The sequence below is a fragment of the Streptomyces lienomycini genome (assembly GCF_027947595.1).
GTDB classification, from domain to species: Bacteria; Actinomycetota; Actinomycetes; order Streptomycetales; family Streptomycetaceae; genus Streptomyces; species Streptomyces lienomycini.
On the sequence record NZ_CP116257.1, the window covers coordinates 6,858,512 to 6,876,616 of the forward strand.

Consider the following 18,105-nt stretch of genomic DNA (forward strand, 5'->3'; position numbering starts at 1 on the left):
TCGTTTCTCCTGCCTCCCCGCACCTTGAGCCCCCAATTCCCTCTTCCGTGAGTCCAGTTCGTGGAGCGCATCCTACGGGGACTGAACAGGCTCGGGCGGGGCGGTTCGTCTCGGTGTGCCGGGGATGCTGGTGGCGATCGACCGGGCTTCCGACGGGCCTCAGCGCGACCGCCATGGCCGAGACGGTCAGTATGCTGCTCGTTCGCTTCATGCGGTGACCGTAGGCAGCCGCGGCGGGGGCGGCCATGCGGGCAACACCCAAGGGGCATGGGGGTTTTCCTCAGGATGGCCGCACCCTCGGTCCTCACCCCGATGGCAGCCCGAGCCCGGCCGGGGCAGTGCGCCGGGTCACCGGGTCACCGGGTCGTCAGCGTCGCGCCCGTCGCGGCGAGGGTCATCTCCCAGAGCCGGGCGGCGTTGCCGGGGTCGACGGCGTACGCGCGTACGCCGTCCTCGTCCATGGGCGTGTCCGGGGCGAAGACGCGGGCGACGTCGCAGTCCGCCAGGTAGAGGCCGCCTCGGCCGTCGAGGAGGGGGGAGGTGGCGGCCCACAGGCCGGTGGCGGCACCCTGGGAGGCGGTCTTGAAGTCGGTGGCGACGACGTTGCCGTGCTCGTCCACCCAGCCGGCGTCGATCTGTTCCCGGAGCGGCATCTCCCGCTGGAGGCCGGTGATGATCTTGCCGGGGTGGAGGGCGAACGCCCGGATGCCGTCGCCCTTGCCGAGGGCGTCGAGGTGCACGGCGAACAGGGCGTTGGCGGTCTTGGCCTGGCCGTAGGCCAGCCACTTGTCGTAGCCGGTGCGGAAGTGCGGGTCGTGCCGGCGGATGTCGGTCATGGCGTGCCCGGCGGAGCTGTACGCCACGACACGCGCCCCGCCCGCGGCGGCCAGGAGCGGGTAGAGCTCGCAGGCGAGCGTGAAGTGCCCGAAGTGGTTGGCGGCGAGCTGGAACTCCCACCCGGGACCGACGCGCCGCTCCGGGGTGGCCATGACTCCGGCGGCGGTGATCAGGAGGTCGATCCGGTCGACACGGTCGCCGATGTGCGCGGCGGCGGAACGGACGCTGTCGAGGTCGGTCAGGTCCATGGGGACGACCTCGCCGCCCTTCAGGTCCCGCAGGGCGGCTCGGGCGATGTCGGGGCGGCGGGCGGGGACGAGGACCCGGGCCCCGGCGGCCGTCAGGGCCCGGGTGCTCTCGAGGCCGAGCCCGGAGTAGCCCCCGGTCACGACGGCGGTCACGCCCGAGAGGTCGTGGCCGGCCATGACGTCCTCGGCGGTGGTGGCCGCGGAGAAGGGCGAGTTGAGCGGCTGCTGGTCGGTGTGGGTCATGGCGCCGACGCTACGATCTAGAGCGAGGTCTAGATCAAGCCCAGGGGTGAGCGGCGTGACCAGCACCGAGGGGTCCGAAGTGTCCGGGCAGTCGCTGAGCATCGGCGAGGTCGCCGACCGGACCGGACTGAGCGTGCACGCGCTGCGCTTCTACGAGCGCGAGGGTCTGCTCGTCGGGCCGGTCCGGCGCACGTCGGGCGGCAGGCGGCAGTACAGCCCCTTCGACGTCGACTGGCTGCTGATCTGCGTCAAGCTCCGCGAATCCGGCATGCCGCTGGCCGACCTCAAGCAGTTCGCCGGACTGGTGCGCCAGGGACCGGGCAACGAGGCGGAACGCCTGCGGCTGCTCGACACCCATCAACGGCGCGTCGACGCGCAGATCAAGGCGCTGGAGGAGTGCCGGTCCGTCATCGCCTGGAAGGTCGGTGTCTACGCCGAGCACCTCGCGCGCGGCGAAGCCGGTGGGCTCTGGGACCCGACGGCCTGAGGCCGTGGCGCCCGGTCGGACGCTTCGGCGACGCCCTCGCCGGATATTCGCTGTCGCGCCCGCCCCACGAGGGCACAGGATGACGGCCATGACTCTGGCCACCCCCACCCTGGACACCGATCGCCTGCGGCTGCGGCCCTTCACCGAGGACGACGCTGGCTTCCTCTACGCCATGCACAGCAGCACGCACGTGATGCGCTACTGGGACTCCCCGCCGTGGACCGAGCGGACTCGGGCGGAGCGGTTCGTCTCGGTGTGCCGGGAGGTGGAGGACGAGGGCACCGGGGCGCGGGTGGCGATCGACCGGGTTTCCGACGGGGCCTTCGTCGGCTGGTGCGGGCTGACGGCGTACGACCCCGTCTACCGCAGCGCGTCGTTGGGCTACTGCCTCGGCGAGGCGATGTGGGGCCACGGCTACGCGACGGAGGCCGCGCACGCCCTGCTGCGGTGGGCGTTCGACACGCTGGACCTGAACCGGGTGCAGGCCGAGGCCGATACCCGCAACGCGGCGTCGGCCCGGGTGCTGGAGAAGGTCGGGTTCGTGCGGGAGGGGACGTTGCGGGAGGACTGCGTCGTCGACGGCGAGGTGTCCGACTCCTGGGTGTTCGGGTTGATCAGACGCGAGTGGCGGCCCGTGCTCGACGGGCGGTGACTCCTCACCGGCACCGTTACCACACCCGGGCCTCGAACATGGAAGGGTCGACAGACCGTGGATTCGGATCGCCTGCTTCTCATACCGGCCCTGCTCGGCCTGGTCGCCCTCGTCTGGGTGTTCCGGAAGCGTCTGCTCGTGCGGGCGCGGGGCGTGGAGGTCAACGCGCGCTGCTACGACCGTGAGTGGCGGGCGCAGGGCGGCGGGCCCACGTTCCTCCTCGGGTTCCGGACGGAGGACGGGCGCAGGATGACCTGCTCCGCCACTGAGGGCGATGTGCCTCCGGGGACTCGTACCGGTGACACCGTGAGGGTTCGCTACGACCCGGCGGCGCCCGGCCGCGTGGAGACCGTCATCGCCTCCCGCAGGCCGCTGTGGAAGCGCGTCGACCTGGCCGTGCTGGTGGTGCTCGAGATCGTGTTCCTGACGTACGTCCTGCGCTGAAGAAGCCGGGGCGACGCGTTCCGCGCGCGTCCGTGAAGTGTTTCCCCGCCGCACCCCTTCTGTTCGCCGTGCCTGGCTACCTTCGCCTCGCCCGGCCCGGCAGCAGGAGAGGTATGTCCATGAGCGCCCCTGTCCACCGCACCTCCGAACGGCCTTCCGCAGCCGCCCTGGCAGCCGCCCGGCAGCGTCGGGAGGAAGGCCGGACCGGGGGTTCGTCCGGGCCCGGGTCCGGGACCTCGGCGGAGCAGGCCCTCCTCGGACTCCAGTCCAGCGCCGGCAACCAGGCGGCGGCCGCGACGGTGCAACGCGCCAGGGGCAGGACCCTGGAACGGGCCCCGGAGACCGACGCCGCCCGCCCCGGCTCCGCGCCCGGCGCCCGGCGCGACCCCGCCGGTCCCACCCGGCGCGGCTCCGAGTCCGGCACCCAGGGCATGGCCGTCGACCCCGCCCTCCGGGAGCAGGCCACCACCGCGAGGCGGGCCGCTCTGGCGGCCGGGTTCACGCCCTCGGGCCGCACCCGGCGCGGCTCCGACACGGACACCCGGCCCGGCCCGGCGGGTCTCACCCGGCGCGGCTCCGAATCCGGCACCCAGGGCATGGCGGTCGACCCCGCCCTCCGGGAACAGGCCGCCACCGCGCGGCACGCCGCCGAGGAGAAGGCGGCAGCGGAAGAGGCGGCGGAAACGCGACGACGCGTGCGCGCGGGGGCGGAAGCCGCGGCGGCCACGGCACGGAACCGCGGCACGGCGAAGAAGGCGGCACGCGAAGCGGCGGTCAAGGGAGCACGTCTCCTCGAAGAGGCGGAAGCAGCCGCGGCACAAGCGGCGGAGACAGAGCGGCGACGTCGCGCGGGGGCGGAAGCGGCGGCGGCCAAGGCACGGCAGCGCATCGCGGCGGCCGAGGCAGCGGCGGCGGAAGAGGACCGGCTGCGCCGCGAAGCGGAAGCAGCCGCCGAGGCAGACCGGCGCCGCCGCCTCGAAGAAGAATCACGCCCGCCCGCCGTGGAGGAAACACCCGCCGGCGTCGAGGAGGAAGCGGCACACACCACCGTCGAAGAGGAGGAGGAAGCGCACACCACCGTCGAGGACGTCACGCGCACCCCCGAGGAACGCGCGGCCAGAGACGCACGCCTCGCCGAACTCGCGGCCGGTTTCACCTCGTCGGGCCGCACGCGACGCGGCTCGGACCTCGACGTCCGACCCGACCGCGCCGACCTCACCCGACGCGGCTCCGACTCCGGCATCCGGTACACGGAAGTCGGCACCGGTCCCTGGGAACGCACCGACACGACCGGGGCCGACACACGCACCGGCACCACCGGGGCCGACACTAGCGCCACCCTCACCGAGGAAGCGGCGCCTCCCGCCGAGACCAGGGCCGAGGCCAGGAGTGATCGCCTGAAGGCGGTCGCCGAGAACGCGGACCAGGGGAAGCGGCTCCTCGAGCCCGCGGACGCCCTGGGCAAGGGCGTCCAGGCCCCCACCGCCGCGGGCCTCGGCCAGAAGGCCACGGAAACGGCGGCCAACGCCCCGAAGCCGGACACCGGCGGCGGGACGGGCGCCGAAGCCCTGAAGCACGACGCCTCCGCCACGGGGGTCTCCGGCGCGTCGCTGAGTGCCGTCACGGAACTCCTCTCCTTCGGCGCCAGCGTCGCGGATTCGTTCAGGAACCTGAGGACAGCCCTGGACAAGAAGAGCGGGGCCGGGTACCACAACGCTCACAAGAAGGGCAGGACCAAGGCCGCCGACGCGAGCGTGAGTGTCGCCAGTACGGGCGCCAACGCCGGCACCATCGCCAAGGAAGCGATCAAGCTGCAGGGTGTGGCGAGCACCGCGGCCTCCGCCGAGGCGAGCGGTGTCCTCAGCGGCGTCGCCGGTGTGGTCAAGAGCGTCCGGGCGGCCTTCAAGGCCAAGGGCGCGATGGAGAAGTGGAGGGGTCTGAGGCACCTCAAGAAGGACAACGCCGCCCACTCCGAACTGCTGGTCCGACTGGCGGCCGAGGCCAACACCGCCGAGCTCAACGCCCGTACCGCGAACGAGGCCGTGGAGGAGGCGAGGAACGACCGCGAAGGCCGTACGGAGGAGGAGTGGGCGGCGGGCATCAGGGCCGCCGGGGCCGCCTACGAGGCGGCGTCGCTGATCGAGGCCCGGGCCAAGGCCAACTTCCTCCGTGCCGAGCGGGACCTGGAGGACCTGACCGGCGTCACGAAACTCGCGACGAGGAAGCAGGTCAGCAAGGTGGCCAAGGAGGGGGGAGGCGGCCTCCTGGGCGAGGGTCTCAAGGGCGCGGGCGGCATCGCCACCGTGGCCATCGTCGCCACCGGAGCGCTTGCGTCCAACCCGGCGGGCTGGATCACGGCCGCGGTGGGGGCGGGCCTCGTCCTCCTCACCGCCGGGTACAAGGGGGGCCGGGCGGCCTACGGGCGATTCCAGGAGGCCCACCACCCCGAGCTCTACACGCCGGAGGGCGAGCCGATACCGGCGGCCAAGGACTCCGGGGACGCGCTGCTGCACGCCATGAAGTTCTGGAAGAAGATCACGAGGTACAAGCGCCAGCTGGCGGCGCACAAGATCTACAACATGGTCTCGAGCCCCCACACCGATCCCGCCCTGCGTGCCTCCGCCCTGCAGTTGATGATCCTGATCAAGGCCGGTTACACGGACCACAAGATGGAGCGGGAGAGGTGGGAGGAGAGCCTCATGAACCCGGCGGACAAGGGCAACTGGATCAAGGAGATCACGGACCAGCTCAGCTCCGGATCGTGATGCGGCGGGGCGGGAGCAGGGGCGACACGAGCCCGCGGCCCCACTCCCGCCCCACGGCTTCCCCGCGGAAGCGACCCGCGGAACCGGCCTGCTGACCGGGCCGGTCGAATCGGCCCGCTCAGCCGGCGGACGGCCGCTCCCGCAGCGCCTCCCCCAGCACCTCCCGCATCCCGAGGGGCTCCCTGCCCAGCAGTGCGGCCAGGGTCGGGTCGGCCACCGAGAACTCCCCGGCGCGGGCGGCGGCGAAGATGCCGAGGAGCTGGTCGGCGTAGTCCGCCGGGACGCCCTGGCCCACCAGGTGGTCCCGGAAGGCGGCGTCGGGGGCGGTGGCCCGCGTGAAGGTGCGGCCCGTCAGTTCGGTGGCGAGGGCGGCGATGTCGTCGAAGGTCAGCGCCCGCGACCCGGTGAGGGGCGGGGTGGGGCCCTCGAAGCGGCCCTCGTCGGCCAGGATCGCGGCGGCGGCCTCGGCCAGGTCGGCGTGCGCGGTCCAGGCGACCGGGCCGTCGGCGGGGAGCGCGATCTCCCCGGTCTCCAGGGCGTGGTCGAGGAAGTGTGCCGCGCTGGCGGCGTAGAAGCCGTTGCGCAGCGAGGTGAAGGGGACTCCGCAGCCGCGCAGGGTCTCCTCGGTGGCGGCGTGGTCGCGGCAGGCCTGGAAGTGGGACGCCTCACCGGCTCCCATCTGGCTGGTGTAGAGGATGCGGCGGGCGCCCGCCGTGACGGCCGCCTCGATCGCGGCGCGGTGCTGCTTGACGCATTCCTCGCCCATCTTGTCCACGGAGACGACGAGGACCTGCGAGGCGCCCTCGAAGGCGTGGGCGAGGCTCCCGGCGTCCGTGAAGCTGCCCTGCCGCACCCGCACCCCCCGGTCGGCGAAGGCCCGCGCCTGCGGCTTGTGCGGGTCGCGGACGCTGACGCCGACCCGGTCCGCGGGCACCCGGGTGAGCAGGTGCTCGACGATCTGACGTCCCAGTGTTCCGGTGGCTCCGGTCACGATGATCATGGTGTGCTCCCGTGTTCGCAGCGGTTTGTTTCCAGTGGAATCGCTTCAACAGTAACAGCGATATTTTCGTTGGCAACACGATCGCGGTATCGTCGGTTCATGCCCTCTCGCTCGGACCGGACCCGGCAGCGCGTCATCGAGGCCGCCATCGACCTGCTGACGCGCGGGGGACGCGACGCGGTCACCACGCGGGCGGTCGCCGAGGCGGCCGGGTTGCAGCCGCCGGCCATCTACCGGCTGTTCGGCGACAAGGACGGGCTGCTCGACGCGGTGGCCGAGCACGGCTTCGCGACCTTCCTCGCCGGCAAGCACGTCGACCCGAACCCGCCGGACCCCATCGCGGACCTGCGCCGCGGCTGGGACGTCGCCGTCGAGTTCGGTCTGGCCCATCCCGCGCTGTACACGCTGATGTACACCGAGCCCGCGAGGACGGGATCGGCCGCCTTCAAGGCCGGTATGGAGGTCCTCATGGGCCGCATGCGGCGCCTCGCCTCCGGCGGATGGCTCCGCGTGGACGAGGAGCTCGCCGCCCAGATCATCCACGCCACGGCGCGCGGCGCGGTGCTCACCTGGCTGTCCCTGCCCGAGGACCGGCGCGACCCGGCCCTGTTCACCACCCTGCGCGAGTCCATGGTCAGCGCCGTCACCTTCGAACGCCCGGCCGTGCGGGACACGGGCCCGGCGGGCGCCGCCCGTGCGCTGCGCGCCGCCCTCCCGGAGCAGGCGGTCCTCAGCGACGCGGAGCGGCGGCTGCTCGGGGAGTGGCTGGGCCGCCTCTCCGACGACGGCTGACCCCACCCGCCGCCGCGCCCCGACCGCCGCCGGGACGGGCCCAGGCCGCGACTCGCCGCCCCGACCGCCGCCGGGACGGGCTCAGGCGCGACTCGCCGCCACGACCGTCCCGGGTCGGCGGCGTGTCGTCGAGACCGTCCCCGGAGTCCGACTCGTCACCGAGTCCGAATCGCCACCGAGACCGACTCGGAGCCGCGACCGGCCGCCACGACCGCCTCAGGGCCGCGGACTCGCCGTCGAGACCGCCCCGGGCCCGCGGCTCGCCACCCTGACCCGCCGAGGGCGGCGGCCCGGCGCCCTCGGCGGGTCAGCTCACGGCCTCGACGCGCCGCCGGCACCCCCGCCGTCGCACACGGCCATGACGCGCGAACGCTTCTCCGTGCGCGACGCATGGCCGAAAGTCGCGCCCGGACACGGACGGTGTGCGGGCTCCCCGCCACGCCGGTCGATCGCGTCCGCCGCAGCGATACCAGGGGTCGTCCGCCGGTCCAACACCGTTTCCAGCCATAGGGCGGCGGCCGTCATCCACGCATTTTTCGCGTCAATCCTGCCCCGGTTCCGCCTCATGGTCACGAGGCTGACACGCGCTGTGAGCGCAAGCGGTATGGTCCCTTTCCGTACGCCGGACGCCGGTCGTGGACACGGGAGTTCGTGGCGGCTCGGGATGCGCGGTCCTGTGTTCGCCTCGAGTCCGCGTCGTCGTCTCCCCCCTGCTCGTACCGTCCCTCGCGTGTTCCCGGGAGTTCCATGTCGTGCGCCCTCGCCGTCGTCCGCGTCGAAGACTCCGCGGCACGTGGTGCCCACGGAAGACGCCGGTCCGCTCCGGCCCGCTGACGGCCCGGTCGCCATCGGACCGCCGGCGCCCCGTCCCGTCACACGGCACGCGGCGCCGTCCGGTCCCACCCCCCTCGCCGACACCGACGGCTTCCGATCCATGAGGACCTGATGACTGATCTGATACTGGCCGCCCTCGCGGCGCTGGCGGTGGCCGCGGTCGGTACCGCGTGGTACTTCCGGCGCACGGGTGAGCGGGCCCGACGCCGGGCCGAACTGCTGCGCGAGCACGCCGACCGGCTCACCCTGCAACTCGTCGCGGCCGAGCAGTGCGTGGGCCATCTCGCGGCCACCGTGATCCCCGCGGCGGCGCAGCCCGGCCAGGGCGGCACCGGGTCCGAGGGCGGGCTCCTCGTGCCGGCGCAGCTGGAGGGGACCCCGCTCGCCGAACGGCTGCGTGCCGTCCCCGGCGCGGTGGCCTCGGCGGTGGAGGACGTACGGTCTCAGGAGCACACCGCCGCCGAACTGGCCGCCGCGCACGCCGCGGACCGGGTACGGCAGGACACCGAGCGGCGGATCGAACAGGTGCGGCAGGAGTCCGTCGGCGTGGCCCGGGCCGCCGTGCGCGGCTTCGCCAACAACGTCGTGGCACGCTCGGCGCGGCTGGGCCGCTCCGTCAGCCAGGGCGTACGGCGGCACATCTCGGACGAGGCGTACGCGACACTCGTGGAGATCGACCACCTCGCGCAGCAGATGCTGCTCACCGCCGCGGGGTACTCCGTACTCGCCGGGGACAAGCTGTCCCGGCGCTGGCCCGCCACCCACCTGACCGACATCGTGCGCGCGGCCATGGGCCGGATCGAGGGGTACGAGCGGATCAAGCACCCCGAGATGGGGTCCGTGGTGGTCGAGGGCCGCGCGGTGGAGGCGGTCGTGCACGCGCTCGCCGTACTGCTGGACAACGCGCTGCGCTACTCGCCGCCCGCCGCCAGTGTCCACGTCTCGCTGGAACAGGGGCACCACGCGTGCTTCCTGATCGTGGACGACGCCGGACTGCGCATGGACGACGAGCGGCTGCTGTGGGCCAGCGACGTGATGTCCGGCGAACAGCGCGACGACATCACCCGCCTGGGTGCCCACCCGCAGACCGGGCTGCGCGTCGCGTCCCTGCTGGCGGAGAACTACGGCTTCCGCGTCGAACTGACCGCGCCCAACATCTACCAGGGGACCCGGGCCATGGTCGTCCTGCCGAAGAACCTGCTCGTCGACCCGGCGGCGGCACAGCCCGTCCCCCAGCCGGTCCCCCGGCCCGCCGCACCACGGCCCGTGGCCGAGCCCGTCTCCGCGTCCGTCGCCCCGCCCGTCGCCGAGCCCGCCGCCGTGGCCGCCCGGGTGGCGGAGCCCGCGGCGGCCCTCGCCGCGGAACCGGAACCGGGACGGCAGCACGGACCGGCGCACCACGGACCGCCGCACCACGGACCGGCGGAGCACGGACCGGAGCACGGACCGGCGGAGCCCGTACGGCAGCACGCTCCGGACCCCGCGCCCGGGCAGCGGCCCGAGTCGCACCCCGCACCGCAGGCGGGTACGCACCCCGTGCCGCGACAAGCACCGCAACCGGCGCCGCAGCGAGCACCGCACCCCGTACCGCACCCGGCACCGCAGCCCGAGTCGCAGACCGCGCCCGGGGGTGCCTCCCCGGGGGCCACCACCGCCAGCGGCCTGACCGTCCGTCGGCGCTCCACCGCCCCCGCCCCGGCACGCCGCCCCGCCGCGCCCGACGACACCGAGCCCGGCCGTCCCGCCGTCGCCGCCGCCTGGGCCGCGGGGACCCGCCGCGGCCGGCAGGGGGAGAACGCACCCGACGCCACCGCCGACGCCACCCGGACCGCCGGCCACGGCGCCGCTCACGACGAAGGACACTGACCGTGCAAGACACACACACCAACAGCCTGGGCTGGCTGCTCGACCAGGAACTCGGCACCGTCGAGGGCGTCCGCTACGCCGTGCTGATGAGCAGCGACGGCCTGCTGAAGGCCCGTACCGAGACGATCGGGCAGGACGACGGGGAGAAGTTCGCCGCGCTGACGGCGGCGCTGCGGGCGGCGGGCAAGGCCTGGGACGAGTTCACCGGCGGCGCGGGCATGCGCCAACTGCTGATCGAGTCGGTCGGCTGCATCGGGCTGACGACCACCGCCGCGAAGAACACCATGCTGTCGGTGTGCACGACCGGTCCCGACGCCGACGTCGGCCTGATCTCCCACCACATGGTGCGGCTCGCCACCCGGGTGGGGCACGAGCTGGCCACGGAGGAGCGCGTGCCGGTCGCGGACGGCGGCTCACCGGTATGAGCGGGCCGCGGCGTGACCCCGACATGGTCCGCCCCTACGTCCGCACCGGGGGCCGGATCCGCGCACGCGAGGACGTGCGTCTGGAGAGCGTGGTCATCGCCGCGACCGGCCCCACGGACACCCTCGGTCCGGACGCCCGCCGGGTGATGCGGCTCTTCGCCGGCGCCGACGGCGGCCTGGCCGTCGCCGACATCGCCGCCGCGCTGGAGCTGCCGCCCTCCACGGTGCGCATCCTCGTCTCCTCGCTGATGGACTCCGGCCACCTCGCCAGCCCCGTCGCCGCGATCGACGACCAGCCCGACTTCGACCTGCTCCAGGAGGTACTCCGTGGACTCCGCTCCATGGTCTGACCGGACCGCTCAGTCCGACGGGGCCGACCAGTCCGACGGGGCCGACCGGTCCGACGCGGCCGAGCGGTCCGTCACCTACGTCCCGGCCACGGTGACCCGGTCGGCCAAAATCGTGATCGCGGGCGGCTTCGGCGTCGGCAAGACGACGCTGATCGGCAGCGTCTCGGAGGTACGGCCGCTGCGGATGGAGGAGCCCATCACGCAGGCCAGCGCCGGTGTGGACGACCTGCGCGGCACCCCGCACAAGACGACGACCACCGTGGCGATGGACTTCGGCCGCATCCACATGGCCGGCGGCCGGCTCGCCCTGTACCTGTTCGGGCTGCCGGGACAGTCCCGGTTCCAGCCGCTGTGGGAGGACCTCGCCGAGGGCGCCCTCGGCTGCCTCGTCCTGGCCGACACCCGCGACCTCGACGCCTCCCACGACGCCCTCGGCCTGCTGGACGGCGCGGGCATCCCGTACGCCGTCGCCATCAACACCTTCCCCGACGCCCCGGACTACCCCGAGGCCGAACTGCGCCAGGCGCTGGCACTCGACCCGGCGACGCCCCTGACGTGCTGCGACGCCCGCGACCGCACCTCCGCCCTGCACGCCCTGATCACGCTCACGGAGTACCTCTCCGAGTACCGCTCAGCCGCCCTCCTGGAGTCCCGCCGATGACGTTGCCCTCCGCCGAGACCGCGCCGACGAGTCCGCCGGGCCGGATCGCCCTGTACGCCCCGGAGTTCGCCGCCGACCCGCACGCCGCCTACCGGAGCATGCGCCGCATCCACGGCCCCCTCGTCCCGGTCGACCTGGCGCCCGGCGTTCCCGCGACGCTGGTGATCGGCTACTACCAGGCCCGCCGCATCCTCAACGACCCGCTGCGCTTCCCCGCCGACCCCCGCGCCTGGGAGAGGCTGATCCCGGCGACCTGCCCGGTGCGGCCGATGATGGAGTGGCGGCCCAACGCGCTGCGCTCGGGCGGCGCCGAACACGCCCGCTACCGGGCCGCGAACACCCACGCCATCGACAAGGTCGACCAGCACGGGCTGCGCGCCCTCGTCGAGAAGGTCGCCGACGGCGCCATCGACGGGTTCCGCGCCGCCGGCTCGGCGGACCTGCTCACGCAGTACTCGTTCCCCATCGCGTTCAGTGTGCTGAGCGCACTGCTGGGCTGCCCGGACGAGATCGGGCAGCGCATCGCCGACGGCATGGCGAAGATCTTCGACACCACCAACGCCGACGACGGCAACCGGATCCTCGCCCAGGCCGTGTCCGACCTCGTGACCCTGCGCCGACGCCACCCCGGCGACGACATCACGTCCCGGCTGGCCCTGCACCCCGCCGACCTGACCGACGAGGAGATGAGCCACCAGCTCGTCACGCTCTACGGCGCCGGGATCGAGCCGCTGACCAACCTGATCAGCAACACGATCCTGAAGATCCTCACCGACGAGGAGTTCTCCGCGGATCTGCACTCCGGTCTCTCCACGGTGCGCGACGCGCTCGACGCCGTCCTCTACACCGACCCGCCGATGATGAACTACTGCATCTCCTACCCGCCGTACCCCGTCGACGTGGAGGGCGTGCTGCTGCCCGCCGACCAGCCGGTGGTGATCTCCATGTCGGCCGCGAACAACGACCCGGCCCTCACGGACGGCGTGCCCGTGGGCAGCCACGCCGGCAACCGCGCCCACCTGGCCTGGAGCACCGGCCCGCACACCTGCCCGGCCCGCTCGCACGCCTACCTCATCGCCGAGACCGCGGTCACCCACCTCCTGGACGCGCTCCCGGAGACGGACCTCGCCCGCCCCCTCGCCGAACTGACGTGGCGCCCGGGGCCGTTCCACCGCGCCCTGGAGTCCCTGCCCGTGACCTTCCCCGCCGACCCCGGCGCGCAGCACGCCGCACACCGAGCCGCACACCAAGGAGCCAGGCCATGACGACGCAGCAGCCCGTCCTCGTCCTCGACCCCACCGGCGCCGGACACCACGCCGAGCACCGTGCCCTGCGGGCGGGCGGCCCGGCCACGCGGGTGGACGTCCTCGGCGTTCAGGCCTGGTCGATCAGCGACCCCGCCCTGCTCAAGCACCTGCTCACCAGCCCCGACGTGTCCAAGGACGCGCGGGCGCACTGGCCCGCCTTCGGTGAGGTCGTCGGCACCTGGCCGCTGGCGCTGTGGGTGGCGGTGGAGAACATGTTCACCGCGTACGGGCAGGGCCACCGCAAGCTGCGCCGCCTGGTGGCGCCCGCCTTCAGCGCCCGGCGAATAGCCGCTATGCGGCCCGCGGTCGAGACGATGGTGACCGCGCTCGTCGACCGGCTCGCGACCCTCCCGGCCGGTGAACCGGTCGATCTGCGCCAGGAGTTGGCCTACCCGCTGCCCATCGCCGTGATCGGGCACCTCATGGGGGTGCCCGAGGAGCGGCGGGACGGCTTCCGGGCGCTGGTCGACGGCGTCTTCGACACCACGCTCGACCAGGCCGAGGCACAGGACAACACCGCGCGCCTGTACGGGGTCCTCGACCAGCTCATCGCCGCCAAGCGCGCCACTCCGGGCGACGACATGACGTCCCTGCTCATCGCCGCGCGGGACGACGAGGAGGACGGCGCCCGCCTCTCCCCCGCGGAGCTGCGCGACACCCTGCTGCTGATGATCAGCGCCGGGTACGAGACCACCGTCAACGTGATCGACCAGGCCGCCCACACCCTGCTGACCCACCCCGACCAGCTCGAACTGGTGCGCAAGGGGGAGGTCTCCTGGGAGGACGTCGTCGAGGAGACGCTGCGCCACGAACCGGCGGTCAAGCATCTGCCGCTGCGGTTCGCGGTCACCGACATCCCGTTGCCGGACGGGCGGACCATCGCGCGCGGGGACGCGATCCTCGCCTCGTACGCCGCGGCCAACCGCCACCCGGACTGGCACCGGGACGCCGACACCTTCGACGCCACGCGCACCGTCAAGGAGCACCTGGCGTTCGGCCACGGCGTCCACTTCTGCCTGGGCGCTCCGCTGGCCCGCATGGAGGTGGCCCTCGCGCTGGAGAGCCTGTTCGGCCGCTTCCCGGACATCCGCCTCGCCGACCCGGCGGAGGAGCTGCCGCCGGTGCCCTCCCTGATCAGCAACGGCCACCAGCGGCTCCCGGTCCTGCTGCACGCCGGCTGAACGGCGGGCAGCGGAACCGGGGCCCCGGGAGCCCGCGGCCCGGCGCTGAGGATCAAAGGCTGAGGTCCCGGGGCATCAGCCGAACATCCCCGGCTCGTAGTCACCGGCCGGCTGCTGGGTGATGACGTTCAGGCGGTTGTACGTGTTGATGACGGCGATCAGCCCGACCAGGGCGGTGAGCTGCTCCTCGTCGTAGTGCTCGGCGGCGTTCGCCCAGGCCTCGTCGGTGACGCCGCCGGAGGCGTCCGCGATGCGGGTGCCCTGCTCGGTGAGTTCGAGGGCGGCGCGCTCGGCGTCGGTGAACACCTTGGCCTCCCGCCAGGCGGCGATCAGGTTGAGGCGCAGCGAGGTCTCCCCGGCCTTCGCGGCGTCCTTGGTGTGCATGTCGAGGCAGAAGCCGCAGCCGTTGATCTGACTGGCGCGGATCTTGACCAGCTCCTGGGTCGCGGCCGGCAGGGTCGAGTCGGCCATGGCCTTGCCCGCGGAGTTGATGTGGCGCAGGAGCTTGCCCGCGAGCGGGTTGGCGAACATGTCGAGGCGCGCTTCCATGAGGGGTTCCTCCGTCGTCGGCGGTGCACGTGGGTCGTGCACGTGGGTCGGTGCTCGTTGGTCGTACACAGCTACGACGGACGCCGGGAGCGCGATGTGACAGGCCGGAGCACCCGGAACATGTGACCTGCGTCTCACCCGTTCGGGGTGGCTCGCTCCAGCAGTCGGCGCAGTGCCGCCGTCACCTCGGCCGGGCGTTCGTCCATCACCCAGTGGCCTGCGCCGTCCAGCAGGGTCAGCTCGGCACGCGGCACGGCCCGGGCCAGCTCTGTCGCGATCGCCGGGCTCAGGTACGGGTCGTCGCGACCCCAGACGACCGCCGTCGGGCAGGAGACGCCGGGCAGGCCGCGGCGCAGTTCGGGGCGGGGCGGGGTGCGGTAGTCGCCGAAGTAGTGGAGCAGCCAGCGGCGGCCCTGCGGCGTCGCCATCCAGCCGACGTAGCCGTCCAGGAGGCGCGGGTGGAGGCGGCCGGCGCGGACGAGCGGGGCGAAGGCGCGGCGGTGCAGGGCGGCGTAGGGCAGGCGTGTCGCCGGGCGGCGGAGTACGGCGCTGCGTCCGAGGACACCGAGGAGGCTGAAGAGGGCGTACCAGCGGCCGGTGAACGTGCCCTGCGCGCGGCTGTTGAGGACGGCCAGCCGCCGTACCCGCCCGGGGTGGGTCTGGGCGAGGCCGAGGGCGAGGAAGCCGCCGTAGTCGTGGCCGGCCAGGTTCACCGAGTCGAGGCCCAGCGCGTCGAGGAGCCGGCCGAGGCGGGCGACCTCGGTGGCGTAGTCGAAGGACAGGTCGAGGGGGCGGTCCGACTCGCCCCAGCCGAGGAGGTCCGGGGTGATGACGCGGTGGCGGGCCGACAGCGGCGGGACCTGGTGGCGCCAGCAGTGGTGGTCGGCCGGGTAGCCGTGCAGGAGCAGGAGGGGCTCGGCGTCGGGCGGGCCGGACTCCCAGCAGGCCACGCGGGCGCCGTCGACGACGACCGGCCGGGCGCGGGTCCGTTCGGTGCCGGCGCTGTCCGTACTCATCGGTGCCCCGCTTCCTCGCGTGCCGTCCGTCCCCCTCCCGCAAGGACGGGTACCCGGAAGTCCGGCGGTCAGGGCACGGGGTTGGGCCGAACGGGGGGCTCGGGGTCACCGGGGGCGCGGTTCCGGGGCCTTCACCCCGGCGCGTGCGCCCGGCGCGGTGAGGATTAGCCTCGGTGCCGGTAATCGTGTGCGTGCGGCAGGAGGCAGACATGGCGAAGGTTCCCAGCGCGGTGGTGGCCGCGAGTGGTCTGGTCGGCGGGTACGGCGTGGCCCGGTGGACGAGGAAGCGGGAGCTGGGCGGGGTCGTGCTCGCCGTCGCCGGGGCGGCTGCCGCGCGGCAGTGGCGGGCGCGGGCGGGCGGCCGGGCCGCGGGCGCGCTGACGGCCGCCTACGTCGCCGGTTTCGCCGGGTCCCACCCGCTGGCGAAGAAGGTGGGCGCCTGGCCGTCCGTCCTCGGTGTCGCCGGTGCGGTGGCGCTGGCCTCCTGGGCGGTCGCCGACCGGCGTGCCTGAGGGGTGCCCGGAGGTCAGGACCTGTGCGTCAGTACGTTGATCACCCGGCCGTTGGGGTCCCGTACGAAGAACCGCCGTACTCCCCACTCCTCGTCCCGCGGCTCCCTGACGATCTCGGCGCCCGACGCGGCCACCTGGGCGTAGACCGCGTCGACGTCCTCGACCTCCACGCTCAGGTCGGGCACGACGGGCGCGCTGCGTTCCTCGGTGAAGAGGCTGATCTGGGCGGTGGGGTTGGACGGGGAGGCCAGGGTCGTGACCCAGCCCATGTCCATGACCTCCTCGAAGCCGAGCAGGCCGTAGAACTCGCGGCTCGTGTTCCACTGCTCCTCGGCCTCGACATGGATGTTGGGGACGATCCTGCGGATGCTCATCGAAGGCTCCTCACGTCTGCGCCGGGTCGGCGTGTGCGACGCTACGCGGTCTTGGCACCGGAGTCCGTCCCTTCCGCCGGGTCCGGCGCCGCCGTCGACAGCGGTTCCGCGATGTCCTCCAGCGAGCGGCGTTCCGCCTTCACCGCGAGGAACGCCGCCACCAGCCCGGCCGCGCACATCAGCCCCGCGCCGATCTGGAAGGCCAGGACCGTGTCACCGACCACACCGGACTCGGTCAGGTCGGCGAAGAGCAGCGGGCCGCTGATGCCGCCGGCGGCGGTACCGAGGGCGTAGAAGAAGGCGATGGCCATGGCCCGGGTCTCCATGGGGAAGATCTCGGAGACGGTCAGGTACGCGCTGGAGGCGCCGGCCGAGGCGAAGAACAGCACCACGCACCAGCAGGCCGTCATGGTGTTGGCGGTCAGTGAGCCGCGGTCGAAGAGCCAGGCGGTGCCGAAGAGCAGGATGCCGGAGAGCAGATAGGTGCCGGAGATCATGATCCGGCGGCCGACCGTGTCGAAGAGCTGGCCGAGCAGCAGCGGGCCGCAGAAGTTGCCCGCGGCGATGACGGCGAAGTAGTAGCCGGTGCTGCCGGTCGGCACGTCGAAGAACGTGATGAGGATGGTGCCGAAGCCGAAGGTGATGGCGTTGTAGAGGAAGGCCTGGCCGATGAAGAGGGACAGGCCGAGGACCGCGCGGCGCGGGTAGCGGCGGAAGACGGTCTTGGCGATCAGACCGAAGCCGATGCTCTTGCGCTGGTGGATGGTGATCTCACCGGCCGGCGGCGGCAGCTTCTCGCCCTTCTCCGCCTCGATCCCCCGTTCGACGGAGGAGACGAGTCCGTCGGCCTTCTCGCCCTGGCCGTGGATGAACTGCCACCGTGGACTCTCCGGCACGTGCCGCCGCACCAGCAGCACCACCAGGCCCAGGACCACGCCGAGGGCGAAGCTGAGCCGCCAGCCGATGTCCTTGGGGAAGATGTCGGTGTCCAGCATCACGATGGACAGCAGGGCGCCGCCGATCGCGCCGAGCCAGTAGCTGCCGTTGATGATGAGGTCGACCCGGCCCCGGTAGTGGGACGGGATCAGCTCGTCGATCGCGGAGTTGATCGCCGCGTACTCGCCGCCGATGCCGAAACCGGTGAGGAAGCGGAAGAGGAAGAACCACCAGGACTCGAAGGAGACCGCGGTCAGCGCGGTCGCCGCCAGGTAGACCACCAGGGTCAGCATGAACAGCTTCTTGCGGCCGTGGCGGTCGGTCAGCCAGCCGAAGAACAGCGCCCCGGAGCAGGCGCCCGCCACGTACAGGGCGGCGGCGAGCCCGGTGATCTGGGCGGAGCTGATGTCCAGGCCGCTGCCGTCCTCGGCGATGCGTCCGGCGACGTTGCCGACGATCGTGACTTCCAGGCCGTCCAGGATCCAGACGGTGCCCAGGCCGATCACGACCATCCAGTGCCATCGGGACCAGGGCAGCCGGTCCAGACGGGCCGGAACCGCCGTGGTGACGGTTCCGGTGGAGGCGGGCACCGAGGCCGGCGAGTCTCCTGTCATGGCTCCCTCTCC

General features: G+C 73.2%; 18 protein-coding genes. 12 read left to right on the top strand and 6 right to left on the bottom strand.

The features are described from left to right. Positions 1 to 356 precede the first annotated feature (356 nt). Complete coding sequence (locus tag BJ961_RS31285; RefSeq protein WP_271416134.1) at positions 357 to 1,328, bottom strand: SDR family NAD(P)-dependent oxidoreductase; 972 nt, start codon at positions 1,326 to 1,328, stop codon at positions 357 to 359. 55 nt (positions 1,329 to 1,383) lie between these two features. On the opposite strand from BJ961_RS31285, the gene BJ961_RS31290 reads away from it, so the two are divergent. The 4 genes from BJ961_RS31290 (at position 1,384) to BJ961_RS31305 (ending at position 5,676) form a co-directional block, all read left to right on the top strand. Further along, a complete protein-coding gene (locus BJ961_RS31290; RefSeq protein ID WP_271416135.1) occupies positions 1,384 to 1,815 on the top strand; it encodes a MerR family transcriptional regulator in 432 nt (143 codons plus the stop codon). A gap of 88 nt (positions 1,816 to 1,903) precedes the next feature. Next, the gene (locus BJ961_RS31295; protein WP_271416136.1) at positions 1,904 to 2,467 is read left to right on the top strand and encodes a GNAT family N-acetyltransferase; all 564 of its coding nucleotides are present in this window, start codon (positions 1,904 to 1,906) and stop codon (positions 2,465 to 2,467) included. A gap of 57 nt (positions 2,468 to 2,524) precedes the next feature. Continuing rightward, entirely contained in the window at positions 2,525 to 2,911 is a 387-nt protein-coding gene (locus BJ961_RS31300) for a DUF3592 domain-containing protein (RefSeq protein WP_271416137.1), read from the top strand. 119 nt (positions 2,912 to 3,030) lie between these two features. Next, positions 3,031 to 5,676, top strand: coding sequence for a hypothetical protein (locus tag BJ961_RS31305; protein WP_271416138.1), 2,646 nt, complete (start codon positions 3,031 to 3,033; stop codon positions 5,674 to 5,676). A gap of 118 nt (positions 5,677 to 5,794) precedes the next feature. Here BJ961_RS31305 and BJ961_RS31310 read toward each other — a convergent pair whose 3' ends face one another. Further along, positions 5,795 to 6,676 (bottom strand): NmrA family NAD(P)-binding protein, encoded by an 882-nt coding sequence (locus BJ961_RS31310; protein WP_271416139.1) that lies wholly within the window; start codon positions 6,674 to 6,676, stop codon positions 5,795 to 5,797. A 99-nt stretch (positions 6,677 to 6,775) separates the two neighbouring features. Here BJ961_RS31310 and BJ961_RS31315 point away from each other — a divergent pair, with 99 nt between their 5' ends. The 7 genes from BJ961_RS31315 (at position 6,776) to BJ961_RS31345 (ending at position 14,092) form a co-directional block, all read left to right on the top strand. Beyond that, on the top strand, positions 6,776 to 7,468 hold the full coding sequence (locus BJ961_RS31315; RefSeq protein ID WP_271416140.1) for a TetR/AcrR family transcriptional regulator: 693 nt from the start codon (positions 6,776 to 6,778) through the stop codon (positions 7,466 to 7,468). Positions 7,469 to 8,413: 945 nt separating this feature from the next. After that, positions 8,414 to 10,168, top strand: coding sequence for an ATP-binding protein (locus BJ961_RS31320; protein WP_271416141.1), 1,755 nt, complete (start codon positions 8,414 to 8,416; stop codon positions 10,166 to 10,168). 2 nt (positions 10,169 to 10,170) lie between these two features. After that, positions 10,171 to 10,593, top strand: coding sequence for a roadblock/LC7 domain-containing protein (locus BJ961_RS31325; protein WP_271416142.1), 423 nt, complete (start codon positions 10,171 to 10,173; stop codon positions 10,591 to 10,593). Further along, positions 10,590 to 10,943, top strand: coding sequence for a DUF742 domain-containing protein (locus BJ961_RS31330; RefSeq protein ID WP_271416143.1), 354 nt, complete (start codon positions 10,590 to 10,592; stop codon positions 10,941 to 10,943). The genes BJ961_RS31325 and BJ961_RS31330 overlap by 4 nt, the downstream gene beginning before the upstream one ends. Positions 10,944 to 11,055: 112 nt before the next feature. Then, the gene (locus tag BJ961_RS31335) at positions 11,056 to 11,604 is read left to right on the top strand and encodes a GTP-binding protein (protein WP_271417226.1); all 549 of its coding nucleotides are present in this window, start codon (positions 11,056 to 11,058) and stop codon (positions 11,602 to 11,604) included. Beyond that, positions 11,601 to 12,869: a cytochrome P450 gene (locus BJ961_RS31340; protein ID WP_271416144.1), complete on the top strand. Its 1,269-nt coding sequence runs from the start codon at positions 11,601 to 11,603 to the stop codon at positions 12,867 to 12,869. The genes BJ961_RS31335 and BJ961_RS31340 overlap by 4 nt, the downstream gene beginning before the upstream one ends. Further along, positions 12,866 to 14,092: a cytochrome P450 family protein gene (locus BJ961_RS31345; RefSeq protein ID WP_271416145.1), complete on the top strand. Its 1,227-nt coding sequence runs from the start codon at positions 12,866 to 12,868 to the stop codon at positions 14,090 to 14,092. Before BJ961_RS31340 ends, BJ961_RS31345 begins: the two co-directional genes overlap by 4 nt. A 75-nt stretch (positions 14,093 to 14,167) precedes the next feature. On the opposite strand, the gene BJ961_RS31350 is transcribed toward BJ961_RS31345, so the two are convergent. Both BJ961_RS31350 and BJ961_RS31355 read right to left on the bottom strand, forming a co-directional pair. After that, complete coding sequence (locus BJ961_RS31350; protein WP_271416146.1) at positions 14,168 to 14,641, bottom strand: carboxymuconolactone decarboxylase family protein; 474 nt, start codon at positions 14,639 to 14,641, stop codon at positions 14,168 to 14,170. Between the two features lie 134 nt (positions 14,642 to 14,775). After that, positions 14,776 to 15,657 (bottom strand): alpha/beta fold hydrolase, encoded by an 882-nt coding sequence (locus BJ961_RS31355; protein ID WP_271416147.1) that lies wholly within the window; start codon positions 15,655 to 15,657, stop codon positions 14,776 to 14,778. A gap of 209 nt (positions 15,658 to 15,866) precedes the next feature. Between BJ961_RS31355 and BJ961_RS31360 the strand changes: the two genes are divergently transcribed. Further along, positions 15,867 to 16,169 (top strand): hypothetical protein, encoded by a 303-nt coding sequence (locus BJ961_RS31360; RefSeq protein WP_271416148.1) that lies wholly within the window; start codon positions 15,867 to 15,869, stop codon positions 16,167 to 16,169. Between the two features lie 14 nt (positions 16,170 to 16,183). Here BJ961_RS31360 and BJ961_RS31365 read toward each other — a convergent pair whose 3' ends face one another. Continuing rightward, positions 16,184 to 16,543, bottom strand: a complete 360-nt coding sequence (locus tag BJ961_RS31365; protein WP_271416149.1) for a VOC family protein — start codon at positions 16,541 to 16,543, stop codon at positions 16,184 to 16,186. A 41-nt stretch (positions 16,544 to 16,584) separates the two neighbouring features. Then, entirely contained in the window at positions 16,585 to 18,093 is a 1,509-nt protein-coding gene (locus BJ961_RS31370; protein ID WP_271416150.1) for an MFS transporter, read from the bottom strand. Between the last annotated feature and the right edge of the window lie 12 nt (positions 18,094 to 18,105).